The 21608-nt window shown below is 35.0% G+C and carries 17 protein-coding genes; 4 read left to right on the top strand and 13 right to left on the bottom strand.

Translation table 11 applies throughout. The features are described 5' to 3' along the window. Positions 1-188 precede the first annotated feature (188 nt). Positions 189-686 (top strand): DinB family protein, encoded by a 498-nt coding sequence (locus tag AC6CHK_RS08485; RefSeq protein WP_498095223.1) that lies wholly within the window; start codon positions 189-191, stop codon positions 684-686. Between the two features lie 45 nt (positions 687-731). On the opposite strand, the gene AC6CHK_RS08480 is transcribed toward AC6CHK_RS08485, so the two are convergent. The 7 genes from AC6CHK_RS08480 to AC6CHK_RS08450 form a co-directional block, all read right to left on the bottom strand. Beyond that, on the bottom strand, positions 732-1220 hold the full coding sequence (locus AC6CHK_RS08480) for a MepB family protein (RefSeq protein WP_498095222.1): 489 nt from the start codon (positions 1218-1220) through the stop codon (positions 732-734). Between the two features lie 151 nt (positions 1221-1371). Continuing rightward, positions 1372-2646, bottom strand: coding sequence for a hemolysin family protein (locus tag AC6CHK_RS08475; protein ID WP_498095221.1), 1275 nt, complete (start codon positions 2644-2646; stop codon positions 1372-1374). 230 nt (positions 2647-2876) lie between these two features. Beyond that, a complete protein-coding gene (locus AC6CHK_RS08470) occupies positions 2877-3296 on the bottom strand; it encodes a hypothetical protein (protein WP_498095220.1) in 420 nt (139 codons plus the stop codon). Positions 3297-3345: 49 nt separating this feature from the next. Then, positions 3346-4026 carry a hypothetical protein gene (locus AC6CHK_RS08465; protein WP_498095219.1) on the bottom strand — a complete coding sequence of 227 codons (681 nt, stop codon included), beginning with the start codon at positions 4024-4026 and terminating at the stop codon, positions 3346-3348. A 174-nt stretch (positions 4027-4200) separates the two neighbouring features. Then, a complete protein-coding gene (locus AC6CHK_RS08460) occupies positions 4201-6018 on the bottom strand; it encodes a metallophosphoesterase family protein (RefSeq protein ID WP_498095218.1) in 1818 nt (605 codons plus the stop codon). A 280-nt stretch (positions 6019-6298) separates the two neighbouring features. Further along, complete coding sequence (locus AC6CHK_RS08455) at positions 6299-8080, bottom strand: alkaline phosphatase (protein WP_498095217.1); 1782 nt, start codon at positions 8078-8080, stop codon at positions 6299-6301. A gap of 12 nt (positions 8081-8092) precedes the next feature. After that, positions 8093-9220 carry an alkaline phosphatase gene (locus AC6CHK_RS08450; protein ID WP_498095216.1) on the bottom strand — a complete coding sequence of 376 codons (1128 nt, stop codon included), beginning with the start codon at positions 9218-9220 and terminating at the stop codon, positions 8093-8095. Positions 9221-9496: 276 nt separating this feature from the next. Here AC6CHK_RS08450 and AC6CHK_RS08445 point away from each other — a divergent pair, with 276 nt between their 5' ends. Together AC6CHK_RS08445 and AC6CHK_RS08440 are read left to right on the top strand one after the other, a co-directional pair. Beyond that, entirely contained in the window at positions 9497-12262 is a 2766-nt protein-coding gene (locus AC6CHK_RS08445) for a SusC/RagA family TonB-linked outer membrane protein (protein ID WP_498095215.1), read from the top strand. Positions 12263-12283: 21 nt separating this feature from the next. Beyond that, positions 12284-14020, top strand: coding sequence for a RagB/SusD family nutrient uptake outer membrane protein (locus tag AC6CHK_RS08440; protein ID WP_498095214.1), 1737 nt, complete (start codon positions 12284-12286; stop codon positions 14018-14020). A 192-nt stretch (positions 14021-14212) separates the two neighbouring features. Here AC6CHK_RS08440 and AC6CHK_RS08435 read toward each other — a convergent pair whose 3' ends face one another. The 5 genes from AC6CHK_RS08435 to tssD form a co-directional block, all read right to left on the bottom strand. Then, complete coding sequence (locus AC6CHK_RS08435) at positions 14213-15112, bottom strand: hypothetical protein (protein WP_498095213.1); 900 nt, start codon at positions 15110-15112, stop codon at positions 14213-14215. An 8-nt stretch (positions 15113-15120) separates the two neighbouring features. After that, positions 15121-15612 carry a hypothetical protein gene (locus AC6CHK_RS08430; RefSeq protein WP_498095212.1) on the bottom strand — a complete coding sequence of 164 codons (492 nt, stop codon included), beginning with the start codon at positions 15610-15612 and terminating at the stop codon, positions 15121-15123. A gap of 9 nt (positions 15613-15621) precedes the next feature. Then, on the bottom strand, positions 15622-17091 hold the full coding sequence (locus AC6CHK_RS08425) for a polymorphic toxin-type HINT domain-containing protein (protein ID WP_498095211.1): 1470 nt from the start codon (positions 17089-17091) through the stop codon (positions 15622-15624). 17 nt (positions 17092-17108) lie between these two features. Beyond that, positions 17109-19277 (bottom strand): type VI secretion system Vgr family protein, encoded by a 2169-nt coding sequence (locus AC6CHK_RS08420; RefSeq protein WP_498095210.1) that lies wholly within the window; start codon positions 19275-19277, stop codon positions 17109-17111. 176 nt (positions 19278-19453) lie between these two features. Then, positions 19454-19858 (bottom strand): type VI secretion system tube protein TssD, encoded by a 405-nt coding sequence (gene tssD / locus AC6CHK_RS08415; RefSeq protein WP_498095209.1) that lies wholly within the window; start codon positions 19856-19858, stop codon positions 19454-19456. 291 nt (positions 19859-20149) lie between these two features. Between tssD and AC6CHK_RS08410 the strand changes: the two genes are divergently transcribed. Next, positions 20150-21103, top strand: a complete 954-nt coding sequence (locus tag AC6CHK_RS08410) for a manganese catalase family protein (RefSeq protein WP_498095208.1) — start codon at positions 20150-20152, stop codon at positions 21101-21103. A gap of 273 nt (positions 21104-21376) precedes the next feature. Here the strand turns inward: AC6CHK_RS08410 and AC6CHK_RS08405 are convergent, their stop codons facing one another. After that, positions 21377-21526 carry a winged helix-turn-helix transcriptional regulator gene (locus tag AC6CHK_RS08405; protein WP_498095207.1) on the bottom strand — a complete coding sequence of 50 codons (150 nt, stop codon included), beginning with the start codon at positions 21524-21526 and terminating at the stop codon, positions 21377-21379. Between the last annotated feature and the right edge of the window lie 82 nt (positions 21527-21608).

Raw genomic sequence — 21608 nt, 5'->3', positions numbered from 1 at the left:
CATTAAATTTAACGCATTAACATCATAATGTTTGGTTTGCAAATACATCAATTTAAACTTTATAAGAGGAGAGACTTTGGTAGTTTGGGGAGTGAAAAAATATTTTCAATCATAAGTAAATACCATTTTTATAGTTAAATTTATAAATAGGAATTACAAAAAAGTCAAACTCATTTAATAATAAACAGATGGAAAATATTTTGATTAAAGATTTTATTCAGCAATTGAAAGACGTTGAGAATGGCGACCTATGGCTTGATGAAAATTTCGAAAAAAAACTTTTACAAGTTGACGAAAAAACAGCTTTTGAGCGTCCTATTTCCCAAATGCATAGTGTTGCGGAAATTATTTCTCATTTAGCGGTATGGCGCAAAGAGGTTTTAAGCAGACTTAAAGGAAACCCAAGAGGTTTGGAGATGACGGATGCTGCCAATTGGCGAAGTAATGAAGATCTTAAAGTAAATGGCTGGAAAAATCTTATAAATGAATTCTATAGCAGTCAACAACAGCTGATATCATTCCTGGAAGAAAAAGACGATTATTATCTGTACAGTCCGTATCCATTCGCAGATCCGTCTTTTCCGCACAATTTTCAGTATTTGGTCACCGGACTTATCCATCACGACTTTTATCATCTGGGGCAAATTGGGATTGCGATTAAATTTCTGAAAAGAAATGATCTTTAATCATTACCTAAGCTAAACCTCTTGCGATGTAACTACAATAGAATATTAACTGAACTGCAAGATGTGAGTCAATTTTTCTGTTGATTTAGACTCCTTTGTTGTTAAGTTGATAAAGAAAGAGCTTTGCCAATGTTTTGTTTGTATAGCTTGTTTGTTGCTTGCGATATCCCAGTCCGGATACACTCTAAAACCACGTTTGCCTTCTTTTTTTTCTGTTGAGAGGATCTGTTTTGCTATTAAGATTTGTTTTGGAAAGATAAAGAAACCAAAATGATCTTCCTGTTCAGTAGCGATAAGATAAAAGTCAAAATTGTCATTTTCCCGAAAAGGTTCAGTTTGTTGTTTCAGATTTCTTCGCCAAAGTGTTACAAACTGGCCTGCTTTCAAGGGTGTGACTTTGGCTTTCCTGAATTTGAAGTGCAAAGATCGAATTTGAAAATTATATCCAAAGTAAGCTCTGCTTTCCTGATCTTCGACCAAATTGCTTATGCGTTCGCTTAATGTCTTTTCAATTCTGACTAATTCTTCAATCATCTTTTATTTAGTTTCCTTTAAACCACCAAAGATTACAGGTGAGGATCACACTTTTGAGTTCTTGAGTTTTTTTATCCATAGAATACCGCTTGTCCTTGAAAGACAAAAATAGCCATTCTTGTTTATAATTGAACTTTTTTGAATGGTAATGTTAATTTTTCGTGATTAAGATTTTATCAATTTTTTGTCCGTCTTTATCAATGACTTCAAGAGCGTAATGCTCTATAAAAATTTTATCGCCTATCTGTGGGGCTTCATGTGTTTGATTAATAATGAGCCCTGTAACAGTAGAAAAATTAGAATACTGTTGATCGGTCAAATTGATGTCAAAATATTTTGCAAATTCTACAATTGAATACTGACCATCAACAAACCAACTTTTTTCGTCTCTTTGGGTGATTTCATATTCTTCTTGATTACCTTCGGTAGCATCTCCGATCAGCGCATCCATAACATCATCCATGGTTACCATGCCTTGTATGGTACCGTATTCGTCGGCAACAATTCCGTAATGGAGTTTTTCTTTTTTAAAAATTTCCAAAACTTTGTAGGCATGTGTATTTTTATTAAAATAGATGGGCTTTACGAGGAAATCTTCAATACTAAATTGATCTTCGGTCGTTGCAGGAAACAAATCTTTTAACAAAACAATGCCCAATATTTCGTCTAAATTTCCGGACTTTGAAACTGGATATGCCGAGTGCTTTTCTTGGTTTATTTTATGCTTTATGTCATCCCACGTATCAGTTGTAGTAAAGAAAACAAGATCACTCTTATGAGTAAATAAAGAATTTACTTTTCGATCTCCAAACTCGAAAACTCGATTTACGATATCCTGTTCAATATCCTGAATTTGACCACCTTCTGCACTTTCTTTTATGATTGATTTTATTTCTTCCTCAGAGATCGCATTATCGGTTTTATTTTTTATGCCTAACAGTTTTAAAAGTAAATTGTTTGAAAATGTAAGTAACCAGACGAACGGAGAAGTAATGATTGACAAAATCCACATCGGTTTTGCCAATATTGAAATGATGGGTTCGGGGAAGGTCATTCCGAGTCTTTTTGGTAAAAGTTCTCCTAATACAATGGATAAATAAGTGATGAAAATTACAATTAGTGTAGTTGCAATTTGTGGAGAATACGGCTTTATCGTCTCAAATTTATTGAGAAAAATGACCACATCATTTGTTAAGTTTTCGCCACTATAAACACCAAGCAAAATACCGATTAATGTAATACCAATCTGAACGGTGGACAGAAATCGAGTAGGGTTTTCGGATAATTCTAAGGCCTTTTTAGCCCCATTATTCCCTTTTTTTCTAGCAGATTCCAATTTGAATTTTCTTGAAGAAACCAACGCCAGTTCTGACATTGCAAAAATTCCGTTTAATAAAACAAGTATCAATATTATAAGTAATTCCATTTTTTTAATTTTTGTGTCTGCATTCAATCAAATTAATCGTAAAATGAACTGATTCCTTTTGAAATACCAATCTATTTTAAATTATAAGCCAAAAAGATTATGAGATTTTCTGTGAGAAAACAGCAAAACAAGGTATATACAATACTGAAAGAAGTCTTCGTAGTGTTTTTACCTTATATAACAATACATTGTGACTAACGACAGTTATTATTTTGAAAAAAAACAAATAATTAAAACTCCGGAGGAGGAGATTCCATGCATAAATTGATGCTGAAAGGAGCAATGTCTGAAAATATAGAAAATTTATTTTCCTGTATATTGAAAAGTTGGAAACTGAAAATATAATTATTAATATTAAATAACGGAGGAACGCTGGCAATGACAAAGTTGGCGTTAACATAACTTTGTTCATTATCGCTGTCTTCATCATCTACCGTTGTATCGAGACCCAAGGTAATACTGATCCATTCTGAGACTGAATTGATGTCATCAATTTGCTTTCCGTTACTATCATAAGCGTCTGTTTCATATAATTGCGGAATCAGGGCTACATTTAAGTAAGCGAAAAGCAGCAATAAAGAAAATATTGTTTTCATCAGCAATACAAAGGTAATGATAATATTTCCATAGGTTATATTTATGGTTTCCAAGTGTCAAGATTGTAAGAAGCCGAAATTTAAGGTTCTAAAAATGACCGCATTAATTGCAATATAATAAGTCGCCGGACTGCATCTTACCAATAATTTGGTTTGTATATTCCTTTTTTACAATAAAAATATAGGCTTTAACGTGAGAATCTATTTTATCTTTCTTTAAGATTTCTTCCGATTTATCGGCTCCTATTTTTAATGTATTGCTTTCATCATCACTTACTATACAATATTTAATGATTCTGTCTTTTAAGGGCCATGTATAGATGTCGTAAGGGTTTATAAAGCTTCCTTTACTTTTTTCAGCCTTTCCATATTTTTTATTTAATAATTCCACAAACTGTTGAGTTTCTTCCTGTGATACTCTTCCGGCAACACCATTAAAGACCATAATTTTTCCATCTAAAGTTGTGGCAAAATTGATAGCGTTAAAATTAAAATCTTCAAACCTGGCTAAAACATCATTGTAAGAAAAAGCATTCTGTCTGTATTCAATTCTTATAGGTTTTTCACTCCCGATAAATTCACCATCGTAGATCGTATCAACTCCTATTACTTCAGATTTTATTTGATAGTAGTTGTCATAAGTTTTGTATTTGTTTTTTGCTGAAACATACGTCGAAGGCTTTGTATTAAAGTTGAAATCCTCCAATTCTATAGCCTCCTCCTTTTTACAACTTGTCAGGAAGAACAGAATGCTGGAAAAAATAAGAAATGTTATTTTTTTCATTGAGGGCTATATTAAATTTGGCTAATAGAATTGAATAAGTCACCGCTAATTTACTAATTTATATCTAGCACCACGCTATCTGTTCCTTTGATAGTTTCTTCCAAAACTCATTATAATCTTAAATTCAGTGAGTATTTTTTCTCGACGTCTTTTAATCAACCGTCATCGACATACCTATTTTTTTAAGACTTCTGTAATGTAAATCTTCCCTTTCTCAAAATCAATTTTGAAATGATCCGCAGGATCTCCCGAAGACAACTTATTTAAAATCCTGAAGAACGTTTTCAACTGATTTAGAAATTCATCTTCTGTGTTCAGTTTTTCGAAATTTTCTTGCAAAATTTTGAATTGTGAAAAGCGTTTTTTAGGAATATCTTTTTTTGCTAATTCGTCTGCAGACTGCAATTGATAAAGATTTAATAAAGCATCTTCAAAATTCCATGTTTTAAAATTTCCTGCATTTATTTTATTTGAATTTGCGGTGGCAATACTTAAATAAAGTAAATCTTCTCCTGAAAGTTTGGAGGCTTTTTTAATAAAATCTTTAGGCCAATCTGAAGGAACAAATCTCAGTCGCACCAGTTCTTTTAAATGAAATAATGTGAAATCGTGATAATTTTTTGTTTTTAAAATGTCAATGTTCCAGATATCTTTTGTGTTCTGACTTTTTAAAGCCTCAAACTCTTTCTGATACAAAGGAAATAGCTCATCAAAACGTGGAACATCAGTAATAGAAACCGTTTCCACTTCAAAATCTGTGGGAGAATTCACCGTCAAAATTTTATATCCTGGAAGATAAGCTGCCAACGAAGGAACCTGTATGTTGACCAGCATTTTTCCATTTTCAAACTTTTTAATTCCGGTGTCGTTGATGTGCATGTGACCTGCAAAATGAAGTTTCAGTCCTGCATCTGCAAAAACCTGAGCAACCTGATCATTTGGTAATCTGTCAAGCTGCCATTTATTTTTACCTAATAAATTTTTAATATCTTCAGAAGCTCTGTCATTGTAATCAAGTATCGGATAATGCGTAAATGCAATGAGAACTTTGCGGTTTTTTTCTGCTTCTTTTGAAATATTTTTCACCCAATCAATCAAATGTTTTTTATTGGAAAGTACATTATTATATCCAACGGAAGCGCCATGAAAATTATCGGGATCTTTTAGATTTCCATTAATGTTTTTTGGCAAATAGGTATTTCCGTCAATTGCTAAAAGCCAAATTCCATTCACGGGTTCTACCACATAACTCAAATCAGGAACAGAAAATCCCTGACTGACTTCATACATTCTGTTGGAATATTCTGAACTTTTTAAAGCTTTTTTAAAACTATAATTTTTATAAGAACGATGACTAAATGGAGTTTCCCAAAACAGATCTTTTTCAGTAGGGTAGAACCCAAATTCTTTGAGCTCGTTCATAATTTCAAGATAGCCTGACATCGCAATATCTTTGGTAATGAAGGTTTCTTGACCATTATTTTGAACTAAATTTTTATTACTGAAAATATTAACAGGACTTCCATTTTCGCCTAAAAAATCAGATTTACCACCATCCTTCAAAAACGGACTTACCGGATCGTGATTTCCTGTGGTAATAAAAAATCTCATCCCATACTTTTTCTCATACTCATCTAAAATTCTTTTCAAACCTCTCAAATTGTAGGCTTGTCCGTCATCAGTATAATCACCGGGAAGTGCGACGATTTTAATTCCCCGTTTTGCAACATCATCCAAAGCGGCCAGAAAAGCAAAATAATTTTCATTAAAAATTCTTGTCGAATGGAGCTGAGAATCCAATGTTCTCAATAAGGTTTTCTTTTTGGTTTTTGGATTTTCTACTCCTCTGAATGCATTATCTGAAAAGTCTCCATAAAGATCCTGAAAATGAACATCTGCCAAAAAGGCTATTTGAATGGCTTTATCTTGCGCAAATACGTTTAGCGAAAGCAGTAAAGCAACCAAAAGATGAATAGAAAAATGTTTTTTCAAAACTGTATATTTTAGAAAAAATAATTATAATACTAACCCGTTGTGCATTTTGCATACACTGTCAAGTAATTGATAATTAAAGTCTTTTTATTTCTTTACTAAATGAAATGCCATTGTTTATCTTAAAAACAGAATTTATTGTAAAACATTGTTTTTCCTAGCGATAAAAAAACGCAAGGCTATACAAAAAAATTGTAAAAAAGTATAGATATCAAGCTAAACAACGCCGTTTCACTTATTTTCGAAAGACAATGATTCAAAATGCACAACAGGTATAATACTAATTTACTTTCAAAGCTTTTAATATTTTATGGAAAATTTCATTGTTTTCATATACTCCCGTAAAAATTTCTGAGCCTGAACCGTAGGAAAACACCGGAACTAATGTAGCTGAATGATCGTCTGTTGTAAAATCGCCTTCAACCGTATGAGATTGTAAATTTCCATGAGGAATGCTAAAGCCGCCTGTTTCATGATCTGCGGTAATTATCACCAAAGTTCCGGGGTTTTGATCAGCGTATTGTACTGCTTTGGTAATGGCCCGGTCGAAATCTATTCCCTCTGTGACAATCGTTCCTGTGTTGTTGCTATGACCGCCGCTGTCGATCTGAGCGGCTTCAATCATCATAAAGAAAGGTTTATTTTTAGCATTTAAATATTGCAAACCATTTTCTACAAATTCAGACAATAAATTTCCTCGACCTTTTAAAACTGAAGGCACGCCATTATCTGAAATATAATATGATAAACGATTTGCTTTGCTTTTTCCAATGTCTTTCGGCTTTTCTGCAATTTCAAATTGAGGCATTTTAAAAACTTTTGATTTTCCGCCTGCCGCAAAGAAAGTGAGTTTACTTTTTGCCAGATCTTCAGCAATTTCTTTTTCCATTCCGCGATCTTTTTGATGAGCGTAAAAGGCTGAAGGCGTCGCGCCTACAATTTCGTCTGTGGTGATAATTCCGGTATTAAATCCTTTCTCGCTTAAAATTTCAATAAGATTTTCGATTGCTTTTCCGCTTGAATCAACACCTATAAATCTGTTTTTGGTTTTCTTTCCTGTCGCAAAAGCGGAAGCTCCGGCTGCAGAATCGGTCGAAAAATTATCTGTAGAAGATGTTTTAATCAGACCTATATTTTTCAGTTGGGTTAAAGTCAATGCTCCGTTGTTGGCTAAAACGGATGAAGAAATTTGTGAAAGACCATTTCCATCACCAATTAATAAAATAACGTTTTTTACAGGTATATTTTTGTTTTCATAAAGAAATTTCGGAATATAAACGTCCGAAAAAAGATTGTTTTTAAAAGTTCTGGCTTTTAATGTTGATATATATTCAACGCAATCTTTTGGTTTGTCGGTATTGATGTAATCTACGCCGGCGTTTGCGAAGAATTCCCACGAAGTTTTAGAATCGGGAATTGCCCAAAAGCGAATCGGCTTTTTGAAAACTTTCACTTCTTTAATAATTCCTGTTACTTTTGGAAGATCTTCTTCTGTCAATCCACCTTTGCCGTTCCAGCCGGAATATTGTTTGAAGTTTAAGCTGATTAAAGCTACTTTTTTCCATTGTTGCGGACTGAGATTTTGAATGTTTTGATAATCAAATTGAATGAAATCAGGGTAAAAATCGTATTCTTCAGGTTTCGGCTGATTTCCTGAAATAACAAAAGTGAATATTTTTTGATTAACAATTTTCGGGTGTTTTTGAATTTCGGAAACGATTTTCTGAAGCGTAGTTTTTGCATCAGTTTTTATATCGATCAGAATTTGCACGGTTTGATTTTGGGCTAAATTTAATTCCAAACATTGCTCAATAGGTTTTAAATAAAGATTTTCAAAAGTTCTTTCTTTTAAAATTTCTTTTTTGTCATGCGCTACAAACAATTCATTGTTTTCAAAAAAAACATCTGCTTCAATAGATTGCGCGCCCGCTCCCAAAGCATACCAAAACGGAATTTTTTGTTCGTAATCGTTATGAGAATGAGCTTTTGGGGCTTGTGCTGAAATTTTTAATCCTAATAAAAGAACTAAAAACAATGTTATCCTATAATTAAGTGAATTCATATTTTTAAATAATTATTGAATTTGAACTCCTGATCTTTTTAATACTTCCACAAGTTTGTGATAAATCATATTGTTCGGATAAACGCCGGAAAATATTTCCTGGCCTTTTCCCATCGCAAAAACAGGAACGAGGGCCGCTGTGTGTTGATTGTCGATAAAATTGACCTGAACTTTATTTTTTATTTCTTTCTCTTTTCCGGTTTTGGGATCTTTTCCCATGAATTTTCCTATGCTTGCGCCTCCTGTTTCATGATCTGCTGTGACAACCAATAATGTATTCGGATTTTCTTTTATGAATTTTATTACCACGCCAATGGTTTTATCGAAGTCCAAAACTTCTTTCACCATCATTTCGCCATCTTTTGCATGACCGCCCCAATCGATAAATGAACCTTCAACCATCAGAAAAAACGGCTTGTTCTTTTTAGCGAAATATTCTAACGCTGTCTGCGTTGCTTCCGGAAGAAAATCTCCTCGTCCTTGAACTTTATTCGGAAGCTCGTCCTGCGCCAAAAGATAAAAGTTGTTTTTATCTTGAATCGGTTTTGAAAGTTTTAAAGTGTCAATATTATAATTGAGCTTTTTAAATTCATTCAGAAGATTTTTTTTGTCTTTTCTTTTATTGAAAAATTTTAAACCGCCACCTGCTAAGAAATTTACGTTTGCTTTTACCAAATCTAGCGCAATATCTTCATGAAGATCTCTGTCTTTCACGTGTGCGTAATAAGATGCAGGCGTTGCGTGAGTAATGCTCGTAAGACTTACCAATCCTGTTTGATAGTTTTTTTTCTGAAGTTGCTCGAGAATCGTTGGTAACGCAATTGAGTCTTTATCAACGCCAATGGCGCGTTTATATGTTTTTTCACCAGTCGATAAAGCGGTTGCTCCGGCGGCGGAATCTGTCACCCAATCGCTGGTTGAGGAAGTTTCAGAAAGCCCGACAATTTTAAACTTCTGGAAATTAGGTTCTGAATCACTAAAATAAAATACCGAAGTGACTTGGGAAACGCCCATTCCGTCACCGATCATAAAAATGATATTAAGAGGTTTTTCGGTTTGGGCTTTAAAAATTGCTGTAAAAAGAAGCAAAGAGAATAAAAATGTTTTTCTGTAAATAGTAATTTTGCATAAAAATTTCATAATTATTGAATTTTTAATAATTTAATTTAAACGATAATAGTTGCAAAATTACTCCGAAATAGCTCATTCAAAAGTGGAGTTAAAAACTATTAAACCAATGTTAACGGATAGTTTGTTGATTAAAAGTTTTTTAGAAAACGAACTGTTTTAAAAGTTTATATAAATTTAATTTTTAACAATGAAATTCATATTGTATTAACTTATTGATATTTATTTTTTAAAACTAGCTTAACATACTCTGGTGTTGGACAAGCCTAATTTTGCACAAAAAAAAGAATGAAACGTATTTATTTGGTACCGACAGTTCTGATGAGTTGTGTAGGTTTTACATTTGCGCAGGATAAAATCTCTGATACTGTAAAGGATGAGACTAAAATGAAAGATATTGATGAGGTGGTAATGGTTGGTTACGGCTCTCAGAAAAAATCTGATGTTACCGGAGCAATCGGATCTGTGAAGAGCGAAGATTTCAATAAAGGTCTTGTAGCTAACGTTGGTCAGCTTCTTCAAGGTAAAGTTGCCGGAGTAAATGTTGCCAATATAAGCGGTGAACCGGGCGCTAATCAAAATATTGTTATTCGTGGAGTAGGGAGTTTACGTTCCGGAACAACACCTTTATACGTTATTGATGGTTTTGTAATCGATAACAGCAATACAGGAGTTGCCAACAATCCGATGAACTTTATCAATCCCGACGATATTGCTTCTATGGATGTGTTGAAAGATGCTTCCGCATCTGCAATTTATGGTGCGAGAGGTGCCAACGGTGTCATTGTGATCACTACCAAAAAAGGAAAAAAAGGAAGAACGGAAATGAATCTTTCTTCATCACTTACGGTTTCAAACCTTGCGAATAAAATGAATGTTTTCAGCGCAGATGAATTCAGAAAGCAAGTTACAGGAATAGGCGCAAAGCTTGATGACATGGGCGGAAATACAGATTGGCAAGACGAACTGACAAGAACGGCTATTTCTAAAAATGTTAATTTCTCTGCTGCCGGAGCTACTGAAAATTCCAATTATTATGCAGCTTTAGGCTATGAAGATCAGGAAGGTATTCTTTACAATAGTTCATTGAGACGATATTCCGGCCGCGTGAATGTTTCTCAGAAAGCATTTGACGGAAGAGTGAATATTGATTTCAATATCAATGGTTCAAAAACTGAAAACGACAGGCCAAGTGTGACAAGTATGGTTTCTACAATGTTGACACTTAATCCCACATATCCGGCATATACGAATGGTTCGCCGACTACTATTTTTAATAATGGAGCTTTCAATCCGTTGATTCGTCAGGATATTTATACAGATTTTACAAATAACAACAGAATCTTAGCCAATGTTTCTCCGTCAGTTGAAATTATTAAAGGCTTAACTTATAAATTAAACTTAGGCGTAGATTATTCGAATGCAGACAGAGTTGTACAAAATATTCCGCACGCTGTTCCTTTGGAAAACGGAAGTTTAAATCTTAATTATTTTTCAAACAACAACACGTTGGTGGAGAACTATTTAACCTATAAATTTAAAATTCAAAATCACGATTTTAATGTAATGGCCGGGCATTCTTACCAAAGACTTTTCCTGGTGGCTAGAGGCTGGAGCTATTTAAATTTTCCAAATAACGGAATCGAGCCGCAATATCAAATTCCTGCAGGTGACAAAACTACAATGACTTCATCGTCTATTGCCAACAGAAACGAATTACAGTCTTGGTTTGGAAGAGTAAATTATGATTTTCAGGATAAATATTTGCTCACGGCAACATTAAGAGCAGACGGATCTTCAAAATTCGGAGAAAATAACCGTTACGGAGTTTTCCCGTCAGTTGCTGCAGGATGGAATATCAGCAAAGAAAGTTTCCTTTCGGATATTGATATGATCAGTAATTTAAAATTGAGAGGAAGTTGGGGTAAAACCGGAAATCAGGAAATCCCAAATAAAATTACCAAAAAAAGCTACAAATCTGCTTCAGACGGAAGTGGAATGGCAACATACCCAATGGACGACAGCGGAAATTATCCGGTGGGAATTTATTTGGTAAGAGCAAATAATCCTGATCTTCAGTGGGAAGTAACTACTCAAACCAATGTAGGTGTAGATTTCGGAATTTTAAACAACAGATTGACTGGTACAGTAGATTTCTTTAAAAAAGTTTCAAACCATATTCTTTTAGAAATAAGTCCTGAAGATCCTATTGAGCCGGCAGAAACGATGTGGAAAAACATTCCGAATATGTCGATTCATAACACAGGTTGGGAATTTGCGCTTGATTACAGCAGCGATAGAAACAAATCCTTTACTTACAATATTGGAGCTAATGCAGCTTTCATTAAAAATAAAGTAAAAGACTCTCCGTACAAAGTAATTTCTACAGGAGAAGCTCAAGGTCCCGGAACTACGAATGCGGTAATTAACGGTTATTTGAACGGTCAGCCCATCGGAACTTTTTATGTGCGCGAATTTGTCGGATTGAGTGAAAACGGAACCAATATTTTCAGAGATGTAGATGGCGACGGAATCATTACAGATAATGATAGAGTAGCAGCAGGAAGCGCATTGCCGGATTTTACTTATAATTTATATGTTAAAATGGCATACCGAAACTTTGATCTTGGACTTAACTTTAATGGAGTTTCCGGAAACATGATCTACAACAACACTGCTTCCACTTTATTTACCAGAGGTCGTCTTGGGCTTTCTCAAAATACAACGGATGCTGCCACTCAATTTCCTAACGAAAGTGTGAATAATACCAATGTGATTTCAACAAGATATTTAGAGAAAGGAGATTTCTTTAGATTAAATAATGCCACGTTGGGATACAATTTGAATCCGAGAATTTTAGGAATAGGTAATCATGTAAGAAATATCAGGCTTTCGGTGACTGCTCAGAATTTATTTGTGATTACAAAATATTCAGGGTTTGATCCGGAGATCAATACAGGGATTTCTCAAGGTGGAATTCAGTCATTTGGGATTGATTACAGTACCTATCCGAAAGCAAGAAGCTTCGTATTTGGCGTTAACGTAGGATTTTAATTAAAATTTAAAAAAGGAAAAATGAAAAATAAATTTTTGATAGGAATAGTAAGCTTAAGTGCGCTTTTTGCTGTCGGCTGCACAGATCTTTCAGAAGAAATTATTGACGAATCTTTGGATGTTCAGACGGATAATATTATTTCAGCGGTAATGGCTCCGGCTTACGGACCGCTTCCGGATGCTTTTACGCATACTAAAAATTACGGATTACAGCTGGTAAGTTCAGATCAGGCAATTTTGCCTCCCCGAGGAAGTGGAAATGATTGGTATGACGGCGGGAAATATATCGAACTTCATCAGCACAACACCACAACTACAAATGTTGTTGTGAGAGATACCTGGAATGCTTTTACATTAATGCTGTCAAGAACAATCACCGCGATCGAAAGACTTCAGCCTCTTGCAGCAACTGATTCTGAAGCGGCAAAAGCTTTAGCCGAAATGCGAGGTTTAAGAGCATATTATAATATGTTGATGCTTGATTATTGGGGAATTGCTTTCAAAAAAGATGCAGCAAGCGAACAATCTGTTATTTTAAGAAAAGCGGACGCTGTAAATTATATTGAAAGTGAATTTCTGGCAGTTGTCAATCAATTAGATAATACAAAAGGTCCGGGAAGGATTTCTCAGGCTTCGATCAACGGTTTTTTAGCTCAATTGTATTTAAATGCGGGAGTGTACAGAAACCCGTACGGGACGCCTACTTTCGCTGCGGCTGATATGGATAAAGTGATTGAATATACAAACAAAGTAATCAATTCGGGTCTATTTGTTTTGTCGCCGGAGTATTTTTCTATTTTCGATGATAATAATCATTCAAATAAAGAATTGATCTTTGCGATTGATCAACGTTCGAATCTGACGACTTCGCACAACAGATTAGCCTATTGGTCATTGTCTGGAAGCCAATATCCTTTAGCAGCTTTCCCGAAAGCGAACGGAACTGACGGACCGGCTTTAACCAAATATTTTTACAATACATGGGTGCAGGCTTACGGAAGTACAGATCCGGCGCAGGCAGATGCGAGGTTCTATAAAGAAAATTTGATTATCCCGCAGAGTTTACAAAATCTTACAGGCATAAGTCCTGCAAACGATTCCAACCATTATTTCCTCGTTAATGGTGCAACGTATCAGATCAACAGAGGAATTCAGAGAGGAATCCAGTGGGGATTGAGAAATTCTTCAAATGGTCAGCCTTTCCAAACGATTAACGGACAATATAAAATTTATCCCATGATTGAGCAAAGAGACGGATTTACAAGTTATGTAAATCACGGAATTGATATTGATCTGGAAAACCCAAACAATAAAGATTATTCAGACGGATATCGCGTGGCAAAATATCAATTCAGCAGTACGTCGGATTCTGGAAGAAACAAAGGTCAAGCAGATATTGTATTGTTGAGGTTGGCTGATATTTATCTTATGCGGGCCGAAGCGCAATTGCGAAAAGGGAATAACGGGGCTGCTTTAAGTGATGTTAATTTAGTTCGTGCTTCACGAACCGCTCGTCCGCAAGTGACGCCGCCGGCATTGACATCGATCAACCTTAATCTGCTTTACAGAGAAAGAGGTTTTGAACTTTATTGGGAATATTCAAGACGTACAGATATGATCCGTTTTGGTCATTTTGAAGATACTTATGCATCAAAAACCAATGCTGATGTAAGAAAGAGATTGTTTCCAATTCCTCAGTCTGCTATCGATGGAGCATCAAGTGCGCCAGGATATCTGGTTCAGAACGAGGGATACTGATTTTACTTATTTTTTTACTTTCAAAAAAACTGTCAGCAGAATTTCTGTTGACAGTTTTGATTTTACGTAACAGCTTAATCATTTTATATATAACAGAAATACTACATTTTAATCTAATCAGAATTAAAATCAAGTAAACACTGTATGTAAAATGTCAGCAAAAATAAAAGTTTTGTAATCCGAAAAACTACGCTAATTTATTTTTTCACTTTCTCCAGAATTCAATATATTGAGATTCATAATGATTGAATAATAAAGATGAGCATGCAGCATTTCAATAAAATTTAATTCGGCAGAAATTATTTTTGACGTTGATTTCTCAATTACATATTTTATTTCAATCTTAAAATTGAAATCATTAATTGAAAATTCAGGATGAGTAGTGTAGATTTTATTTAGAAATTTTTTATTGAGTTCGTCTCTGCTATTTAGTATTGAATGTAGTTCTAAAGATAATGTATGATTCTCTTCTTCTAGCTTTACCAATTTCATTTGATATTGATATTCCAGTCCTTCTACTAATCTGGAATTGAATTGGGACTCGCTGTATAAATAAGTATAATGTTTGTTGGGAGGAAAAATGATGTTGTAAATTTCAGGCAACAGTAAAAGATATTGTAAATTTTTTTTGAAATTTTGTTCAAAATTTTTAAGCCCAGCCTCATAATTCGAGATAAACCTCAGTTGTTCTTTTTCTTCTGTAAAGACAAATTTTAGTTTATTTTCTTTCCAGAGCTCCCAATCAGCAATTAATTTTTCTTTTTGTTCTATAGATAAAATTTTGCCCTGATGATTTCTTTTTATGCGAATAATAGGACTGATTTCTGCAAGACCCAAACTTTGCTCTAAAAACGGTCTCATTACATCATTATCGGTACTTCCTGTAATATTTTTAAGATCAATATTATTAAAAATATATTCACCTTCTTTCTCCTGCTCAATAGTTATATCCGAATTTGTAGCGAGTAATATTGGAGGGTTTTCTTTGCCCATTATAAACTTATTATCGACCTGCAGATTATAATCTTGAGAAAAGCTTTCAAAATGTAGCAATGGGATATTTTCACCAAAAAGATATTTGGACACACTCATAAATTTTCCTAATCTTTATTTTTCTTACTGTCGGCTATCATTTGATCAAGTAAATCGTCAAATTCGTTTCTTTCAGGATTGATATCCATACAGTTAAGAGTGTAGTTTTTTTGTAGAAATAATAATAACTCATCTGAAACATTTAAAACACTATCAATATCAAGCATCATATCATCTGTAGTTTGATATCCTTTAACTTTTAACCAATAAAATTTTGGTAATGTTTTATCTAGTTGGTAATTATCATCAAAATATTCATCCTTCGTAACTTCTAAATCTGAAAATTCAAAACCAGAAAAAGCTGACGATTCTAAACCTTCTTTTAAACTTTCTGTTACTATATAACAAGGATGGCATTCCATTAAATCATCACCGAGCCAGTCTTCAAGCTGGATATGTAAGTTAATTACTGTACGGAATGGCGGAGCTTTTTCTAAGAATTGCGTTTTTTCTCCTAAACCTACAATTACTTCAGGTTGTATTTTTTGATAGTTTTTCATTTTTATAATTTATAATGGGGGGTCAAAAAGTTTACCATATTTTTTATCAACAGCGCTCGCATAATCTAAAACCTGTTGTTTGGTTGGAATTAGACCTGCGTCATCAAATTTCTTGTAGAATTTATTCCATTCTTTTCTGATACTACTTAAATGTAATGTATTGTTCAGATTATTTGGAATCCCTCTTAAGTTATCTAATGAATGCATAAATTCTTTATCAAACAAACCAGGCCATTTTTTTAAGACTTGTTGTTCGACCGCATGATGAACTACTACCTTTCCTTTTAACCATGGGAATGCTTTAAAGAAAGTCGTGTGATAACATTTATTCAACGCTAGTAATCCATCATGGCCTACAAAGTAACAATGATTTTCCTCTACCTCAAAGTTATAAACTTTTACGATTTTAGGAATATAATTTAGAGATAAAACTTTTGTTTCTCCGCTTTTTGTAAAAATATTTTCATCAACTTTTATTTGTTCGGCATCTTTGAACTCTCCATCTACATAGAAGGGATGGTTTCTAGTTGTACTTACAATACCATTTTCTGTTTCTATTTCAAGAATTTCTTCCACTTCTTTTTCAAACAAGCACGTCACCTTTCTAATAGTTATCTTATTTTGATCGTAACTAAAAACTTCGTCCCCAATTTTTATATCTTTTATTTGTTTGAAACCGTCAGGCATGTGAATTAATGTATCTTCTGTGAAACATGCTCGTACAAAAAAACATCCGATTTTTGCGGCTAACTCTTTCATACTTTTTTCAAGAACTTCCTTTTTCAGAGTTCGCAATGCAGCCTTGCCCATTTGTTGCAAGGCTTCTTTTGAAACAGCTTTTGCGCCCGCTTTAATTGTCCCTTTTAATCCAGCTTTTGCTCCCTGCATTGCTACTGTTCCGGCTCCAAAAGAAACAACTCCGACGGCTATAGAAGCAACGTCCCATATTAAAAAGCCCGCATTCATAGCAGCTCCCCAGCCATCTCCTGTTTGTATATCGTTGATTAAATCTCGGCCGCTGCCCCAAACTGGAATCATTCCCTCAACAAGGCCAGCCTCACCCACACTATCACCATTTCCACTGTCATCCAATTCTCGCTGTGCCTGATTCTGCATTTCTGTAACTTCGGCAGCTGCGTCAGCTGGAAGCGGAACTTGTCCGCTTGTCATAAATTCTATTTTTCCACCAATCGGACATTGGCAAGTACTTTTACCAATCAAAGAATTTTTTCCTTTGATCTTTACCTGCCACGTGTCTTGCCAAGTCATCGGTGCTGTACCCGGTAAACAAGGGCCTCCAGAAATTTTACAGACTTTAAAAGAAGGAATATTGATAAGCGGTGTAGCATCCACGGTGGTCGCAACTAAGCATCCGTGAATCTTTACCTTTGTATTATAATTTGGTTTAAAAAAATCCGGTGCTCCGCCCTGATCACACATCATTAGCGCATTTTTGGTAATGTATTCTAATTCATCCATCGATATATTATTTAGAATTACATGATATTAGTGTCCCCCGAAGACATTACCGCACTTGGCCCTCCAGTAATTGTAAGCGCGGAATCTGTAGTAATGTCCATAGCGCCACCCATACTTGATAGTCCTAATGCTCCGGCTAAAGCAGAAATATCAATAATTCCTTTTGCTGCAGATGCTGTAATTCCTTCCTCAGATATTGTAATAGAATTTTCTCCTACCCGTAACGTAATGCTTGTTTTTCCATCGAGTGTAATATTCCCTCTGGCATCCATTTTAAGTAAAGATGTGGGAGGTGAATCTTTTTTAGCACCCACGCCTGTTGTATGAGTGCTTCCAGCATTGATCGAGTGGTTGGAATTAGCATTTGTTGTAGCATTTCCGCCACCGTCAAATTTCATATTGGCACCGCCTTGATCGGTAAGAAATACAGAACCAGAACCGTCATTCAGCTCAAGCTTATTTCCGCTTCTGCTGCTTAAACTTTTTATATCATTATTTGCACCACCGCCAGCACCAATTCCTCCATGAAACATTCCTCCCATGACAAACGGGCGGTCAGGATGCTGATGAACGAAATTAACGATTACCTGATCGCCAACTTCTGGTATCGCCATAAAGCCTCTGTTTTTGTTTACTTTATCACTGCTTCCCGCATCAGGTGTCATTACACGGATAAATTCTGAAGTATCTTGTCCATGCTGCCAGTCAAACTGCACCTGAACTCTTCCCTGATTTAATGGATCTGAATTTGAAATCACTTTAGCAAACTGTGCATCGGCTCTTGGAGTTTCAAATTCAGGACGCGGAATATACCCTGAATCTGCTGCTATTGCCTCGAAATTACCTGAATAATAACCACGGGCATCCACCTCGTGACTTACTTCTGTAATCAGTAGCTTCGTAAAGTATGATGTTTGGTTGGTATCAGATTTTCGCATTTCAATATCTGCAGCACATCCTGGATATAAAAACGGTACTGTTGTTGTGCCTGAGGTTACAAATATGCTCGATGCCTTGCTTCCGGCTGCACCTTTCTGAGAAGAATCAATGTCCATAAATGAAGATGCTTTTATGGGAGCAACTCTTAGAGATGGTGTTTTAAATGTCTTTTCTGAAATTTCGTAAGCTCTTTTAGCGATATCTGAAACGTGATTTATTTTTGAGCTTCCAGTCGTCAGTTTTTCATTTTTACTGCTATTATATCCATAAAACGATGGGTTAACGTGCTCTGCCTTCATGGTGATATTAACATCGTTGACATTACTACCGTAAGCAAGTTTTACAGACTGTTCCTGAGGAGGAAGTTTTCCGAAGTGAAGAACTTCTCCATCATAAAAAAACTGTTCACCGTAAGCCTCAGCAATTCTTGCCAGATAATTGTAATGCGTTTCTTCATATTGTGAACTGTATGAAATATTTCCGTACTGAGCATCAACTCTGAAATCAAATTTACTTTCACCTAAACCCTCTTTGATCACCTGATCAGCAATACTGTTTAAGCTGACTTCCTGTGCACCGCCGAAACTTTGAATATGTGGGGCAGCATCTAAAAGTATGGTAGGACTAAAGCCTGTCAGTACAATATTTCCCAAACTACCTTTCTCCTGACTGAAGCCTACCTGTGTGATTACACCTACAAAGTTTCTTTCGGGTCCATCGATCACATCTTTATATTTAAAAACAACCGTTAACCTTTTCCCCAAAAAATGTTGAGCTTGTTCTAAATTGTGATTTTCAGCACTTCCTAAAGTATCGTGAGCCAAAGTCAGACTAAAATTGTGGTGTTTTACAGCACTTTGATTGAGTTTAAAATGTTTAAAATGCTGTATTTGTTTTCCTTCAATAACAATATCTAGTTTAACAACTCTATTGATGCCCAATATTTGGCTTGTAGGTATTGCATTCGCATTGAGAATCTTTGAAGTTGGCTGATTAGCCCATAATTTGTTATTAATTGTTGCGGGATTGTTTGACTGAACATATTGATTCATAAACATTCCTGAAGCAGTTTGAGCAGCTCCCGCTACAGCTTGTATCTGTGAAATTTCTTGATTTACCTTTTGTACTTTTTCGCTAGTTTTACTAACGGCCTTTGTGGTTGCGGAATCCTGTAATGTTTTTAAAGTTGCAGAATCCTTTATATTGGCAGGAGCCTTTGGGTTGTTGGTTTTATTATCCTGAAACATTGCATTCTTTATCTATTGTGAATTAATGTTTATACTCTCGAATGAGATTTGATCTAATGATCCTGATAAAATAGCAATCTTAAAAAGAAAAATATTTAATCATATAATGACAGAATAGCCTACTTTTTAAAAAAGCATGCTATTCTGTAAAAGTTTGATTTTTAGTGATGATGGGTTTAAGCCGTTGGCCAAATACCCTCATAAGCAGAATTACCATAATTGATTTTTTCGGCACTTACTATAAAGCTAATCAACATGGAGTTTTCATCTACTGCATCAAAGTCAACTTCGTGTTGAATAACATAGCCGTTTTCCCAGTTTAAAGTAATTAATGTTCCTTCCTCGTGAGATTTGTTGAAGGTGACTTCCCCCGAAGTTGGCTTGTACTTACCATTTAGTAAAGATTCAAGGATATCAGATTTTTCTGTAGCCTCAATGGTAAGTTTGATAAGTGCATTAGAAGGATCTGAAGCAACTCTACCTGACACGTCCGTAGATCTCGAAACGCTGTAGTTCAGCTTTAGTAATTTTTGTCCTTCGCTTCCGTTGAATTTTAAGATTCCTCTTGAATTTGCTGCCATGATTTGTAAATTTTTATAAGATTAATATTTTATTGCTTGATGTGATTTCTATTCTTCAAAGATAAATAGTGATTTTACTATGAATAATCTTTTAGCCTGTTATTTTAAATTTTGTAGTAGTTCTACGACTTGTAAAACTATAAAAAATAGCTTTAGGTAAAAAAAACTAACATTTTAATATCAAAATGTTTACGCTATCAATCAGTTAATTTTCAACCTGTTAAAGATACCACATCATAGACAAATGGCACGGTGTTAGCTGATTTAATGTTACACCAAAAAAATAAAATTATGTTTTACCATTCACAAAATCTTATCAACCCAATCGTCCCCGACGAACCGGATCCGTCTGCAGCTAATGCTTTGCAGGAAGGACTGGGTGGTCAGTTCGGAGAAATGCGTACAATGATGCAGTTTCTTTTCCAAAGTTTTAATTTCCGTGGCAAGGCCACACCTTACTTGGACTTAATTCAAGGTGTAGGTACTGAGGAAATTTCTCACGTAGAGCTGATTACGAAAACTATTTCTCAGCTATTAGATGGGTCTCCAAGATATCAGGGAGACAAGTATGAAGCTCCTAGTAAAGGCGGCGGCGCTGCCCTTGATATGGCTAAGGAACAACAAAATCCGCATCATTACATTATGGGTGCTCAGGCAGCACTTCCGGTAGATGCTGCCGGAAACCCATGGAGTGGAAGTTACGTGCACAATCACGGAAATCTGGTACTTGATCTAATGGATAATCTGGTGCTAGAGGCTACCGGAAGGATTCAAAAGTGTCGGATTTATCAGATGAGCAGCAACAAAACCTTACGCGCAACCGTCGCTTTTCTTATTGTCCGGGATGAGGCTCATCAGGCTGCTTTTGCAAAAGCTTTGGAAACACTAGGCGTAGATTGGGGCAAAGTGTTGCCCGTACCTAAATTTGACTCTTCTCAGTTTCCTGAAGTAAAAAGGTTACTCGATTTAGGTCTACATAGAGAGCAGTATACCTTCAGTATGGACGGATCTTTAATGGAAAAGATTTTTAGCGGTCCATCACCTTTTAATGATGGAACAAAACTTACAACACTTAAAGAACCTCGTGAATCTTTCCCGAGCCCACAAGCGCCTGAACGTCCGGAAGAATTTGCCCCGGGCCTGGATGAAGAAATGCAAGCATTAGCAGATGCCTTTACTGAATTTAAAGAATCGGGACTAAAAGTAAAAAAGAATATTGCAATCAAAAGGAGTAAAAAGAAATAAGCCTTTTTCATGTTTTGATCCATAAAACAGACTTAATATTATGTACTATCAATGCTCATAAAAATATGTAATTTTTGTGAGCTTTTTTATTATAAATACAATACTACTTTAAGTTTTCATCACAGCATTGCTTGTAATGAAGTTCCATTTTGAAAAATTTGCATTAAGATTTCTTGCATTAACAATCACATTTAGTCACTTTTTCAGGCCTTACAAGTCCTATTTCAGATAGTTCTCATCATACACTTCGAACTATTGATTCGTTCTATTAATTTATGCTGTTCCAAATCTTTTAAATCTTTTGCCATCGCCTTTGGTGTAAATCCCGGGAATACTGTCTTGAATATCTGTAAACCGTTCATTGCCCACACCTACAGAAATGATAATGGGTAATTTCCATTTTCCATTAATTACGTTATACATTTCTTTACTCAAAAATCCTGAAAATTAATTTCAGGATTTTACGATAATATTGTAAGACAATGGAATTTTTCTTATGTTTAAT

The organism is Chryseobacterium sp. GQ58, assembly GCF_059758895.1.
The sequence above is the reverse complement of the archived record's forward strand: the minus strand, read 5'-3'. Positions and strand labels throughout refer to the sequence as shown.

Bases quoted from the DNA above. Each gene is read 5' to 3' on its own strand.
- AC6CHK_RS08485 (WP_498095223.1), top strand. From the start codon at position 189: ATGGAAAATATTTTGATTAAAGATTTTATTCAGCAATTGAAAGACGTT.
- AC6CHK_RS08405 (WP_498095207.1), bottom strand. From the start codon at position 21,526: ATGTATAACGTAATTAATGGAAAATGGAAATTACCCATTATCATTTCT.
- AC6CHK_RS08480 (WP_498095222.1), bottom strand. From the start codon at position 1,220: ATGATTGAAGAATTAGTCAGAATTGAAAAGACATTAAGCGAACGCATA.
- AC6CHK_RS08410 (WP_498095208.1), top strand. From the start codon at position 20,150: ATGTTTTACCATTCACAAAATCTTATCAACCCAATCGTCCCCGACGAA.
- AC6CHK_RS08465 (WP_498095219.1), bottom strand. From the start codon at position 4,026: ATGAAAAAAATAACATTTCTTATTTTTTCCAGCATTCTGTTCTTCCTG.
- AC6CHK_RS08420 (WP_498095210.1), bottom strand. From the start codon at position 19,277: ATGTTTCAGGATAATAAAACCAACAACCCAAAGGCTCCTGCCAATATA.
- AC6CHK_RS08450 (WP_498095216.1), bottom strand. From the start codon at position 9,220: ATGAAATTTTTATGCAAAATTACTATTTACAGAAAAACATTTTTATTC.
- tssD (WP_498095209.1), bottom strand. From the start codon at position 19,858: ATGGCAGCAAATTCAAGAGGAATCTTAAAATTCAACGGAAGCGAAGGA.
- AC6CHK_RS08430 (WP_498095212.1), bottom strand. From the start codon at position 15,612: ATGAAAAACTATCAAAAAATACAACCTGAAGTAATTGTAGGTTTAGGA.
- AC6CHK_RS08440 (WP_498095214.1), top strand. From the start codon at position 12,284: ATGAAAAATAAATTTTTGATAGGAATAGTAAGCTTAAGTGCGCTTTTT.
- AC6CHK_RS08475 (WP_498095221.1), bottom strand. From the start codon at position 2,646: ATGGAATTACTTATAATATTGATACTTGTTTTATTAAACGGAATTTTT.
- AC6CHK_RS08435 (WP_498095213.1), bottom strand. From the start codon at position 15,112: ATGAGTGTGTCCAAATATCTTTTTGGTGAAAATATCCCATTGCTACAT.
- AC6CHK_RS08425 (WP_498095211.1), bottom strand. From the start codon at position 17,091: ATGGATGAATTAGAATACATTACCAAAAATGCGCTAATGATGTGTGAT.
- AC6CHK_RS08445 (WP_498095215.1), top strand. From the start codon at position 9,497: ATGAAACGTATTTATTTGGTACCGACAGTTCTGATGAGTTGTGTAGGT.
- AC6CHK_RS08455 (WP_498095217.1), bottom strand. From the start codon at position 8,080: ATGAATTCACTTAATTATAGGATAACATTGTTTTTAGTTCTTTTATTA.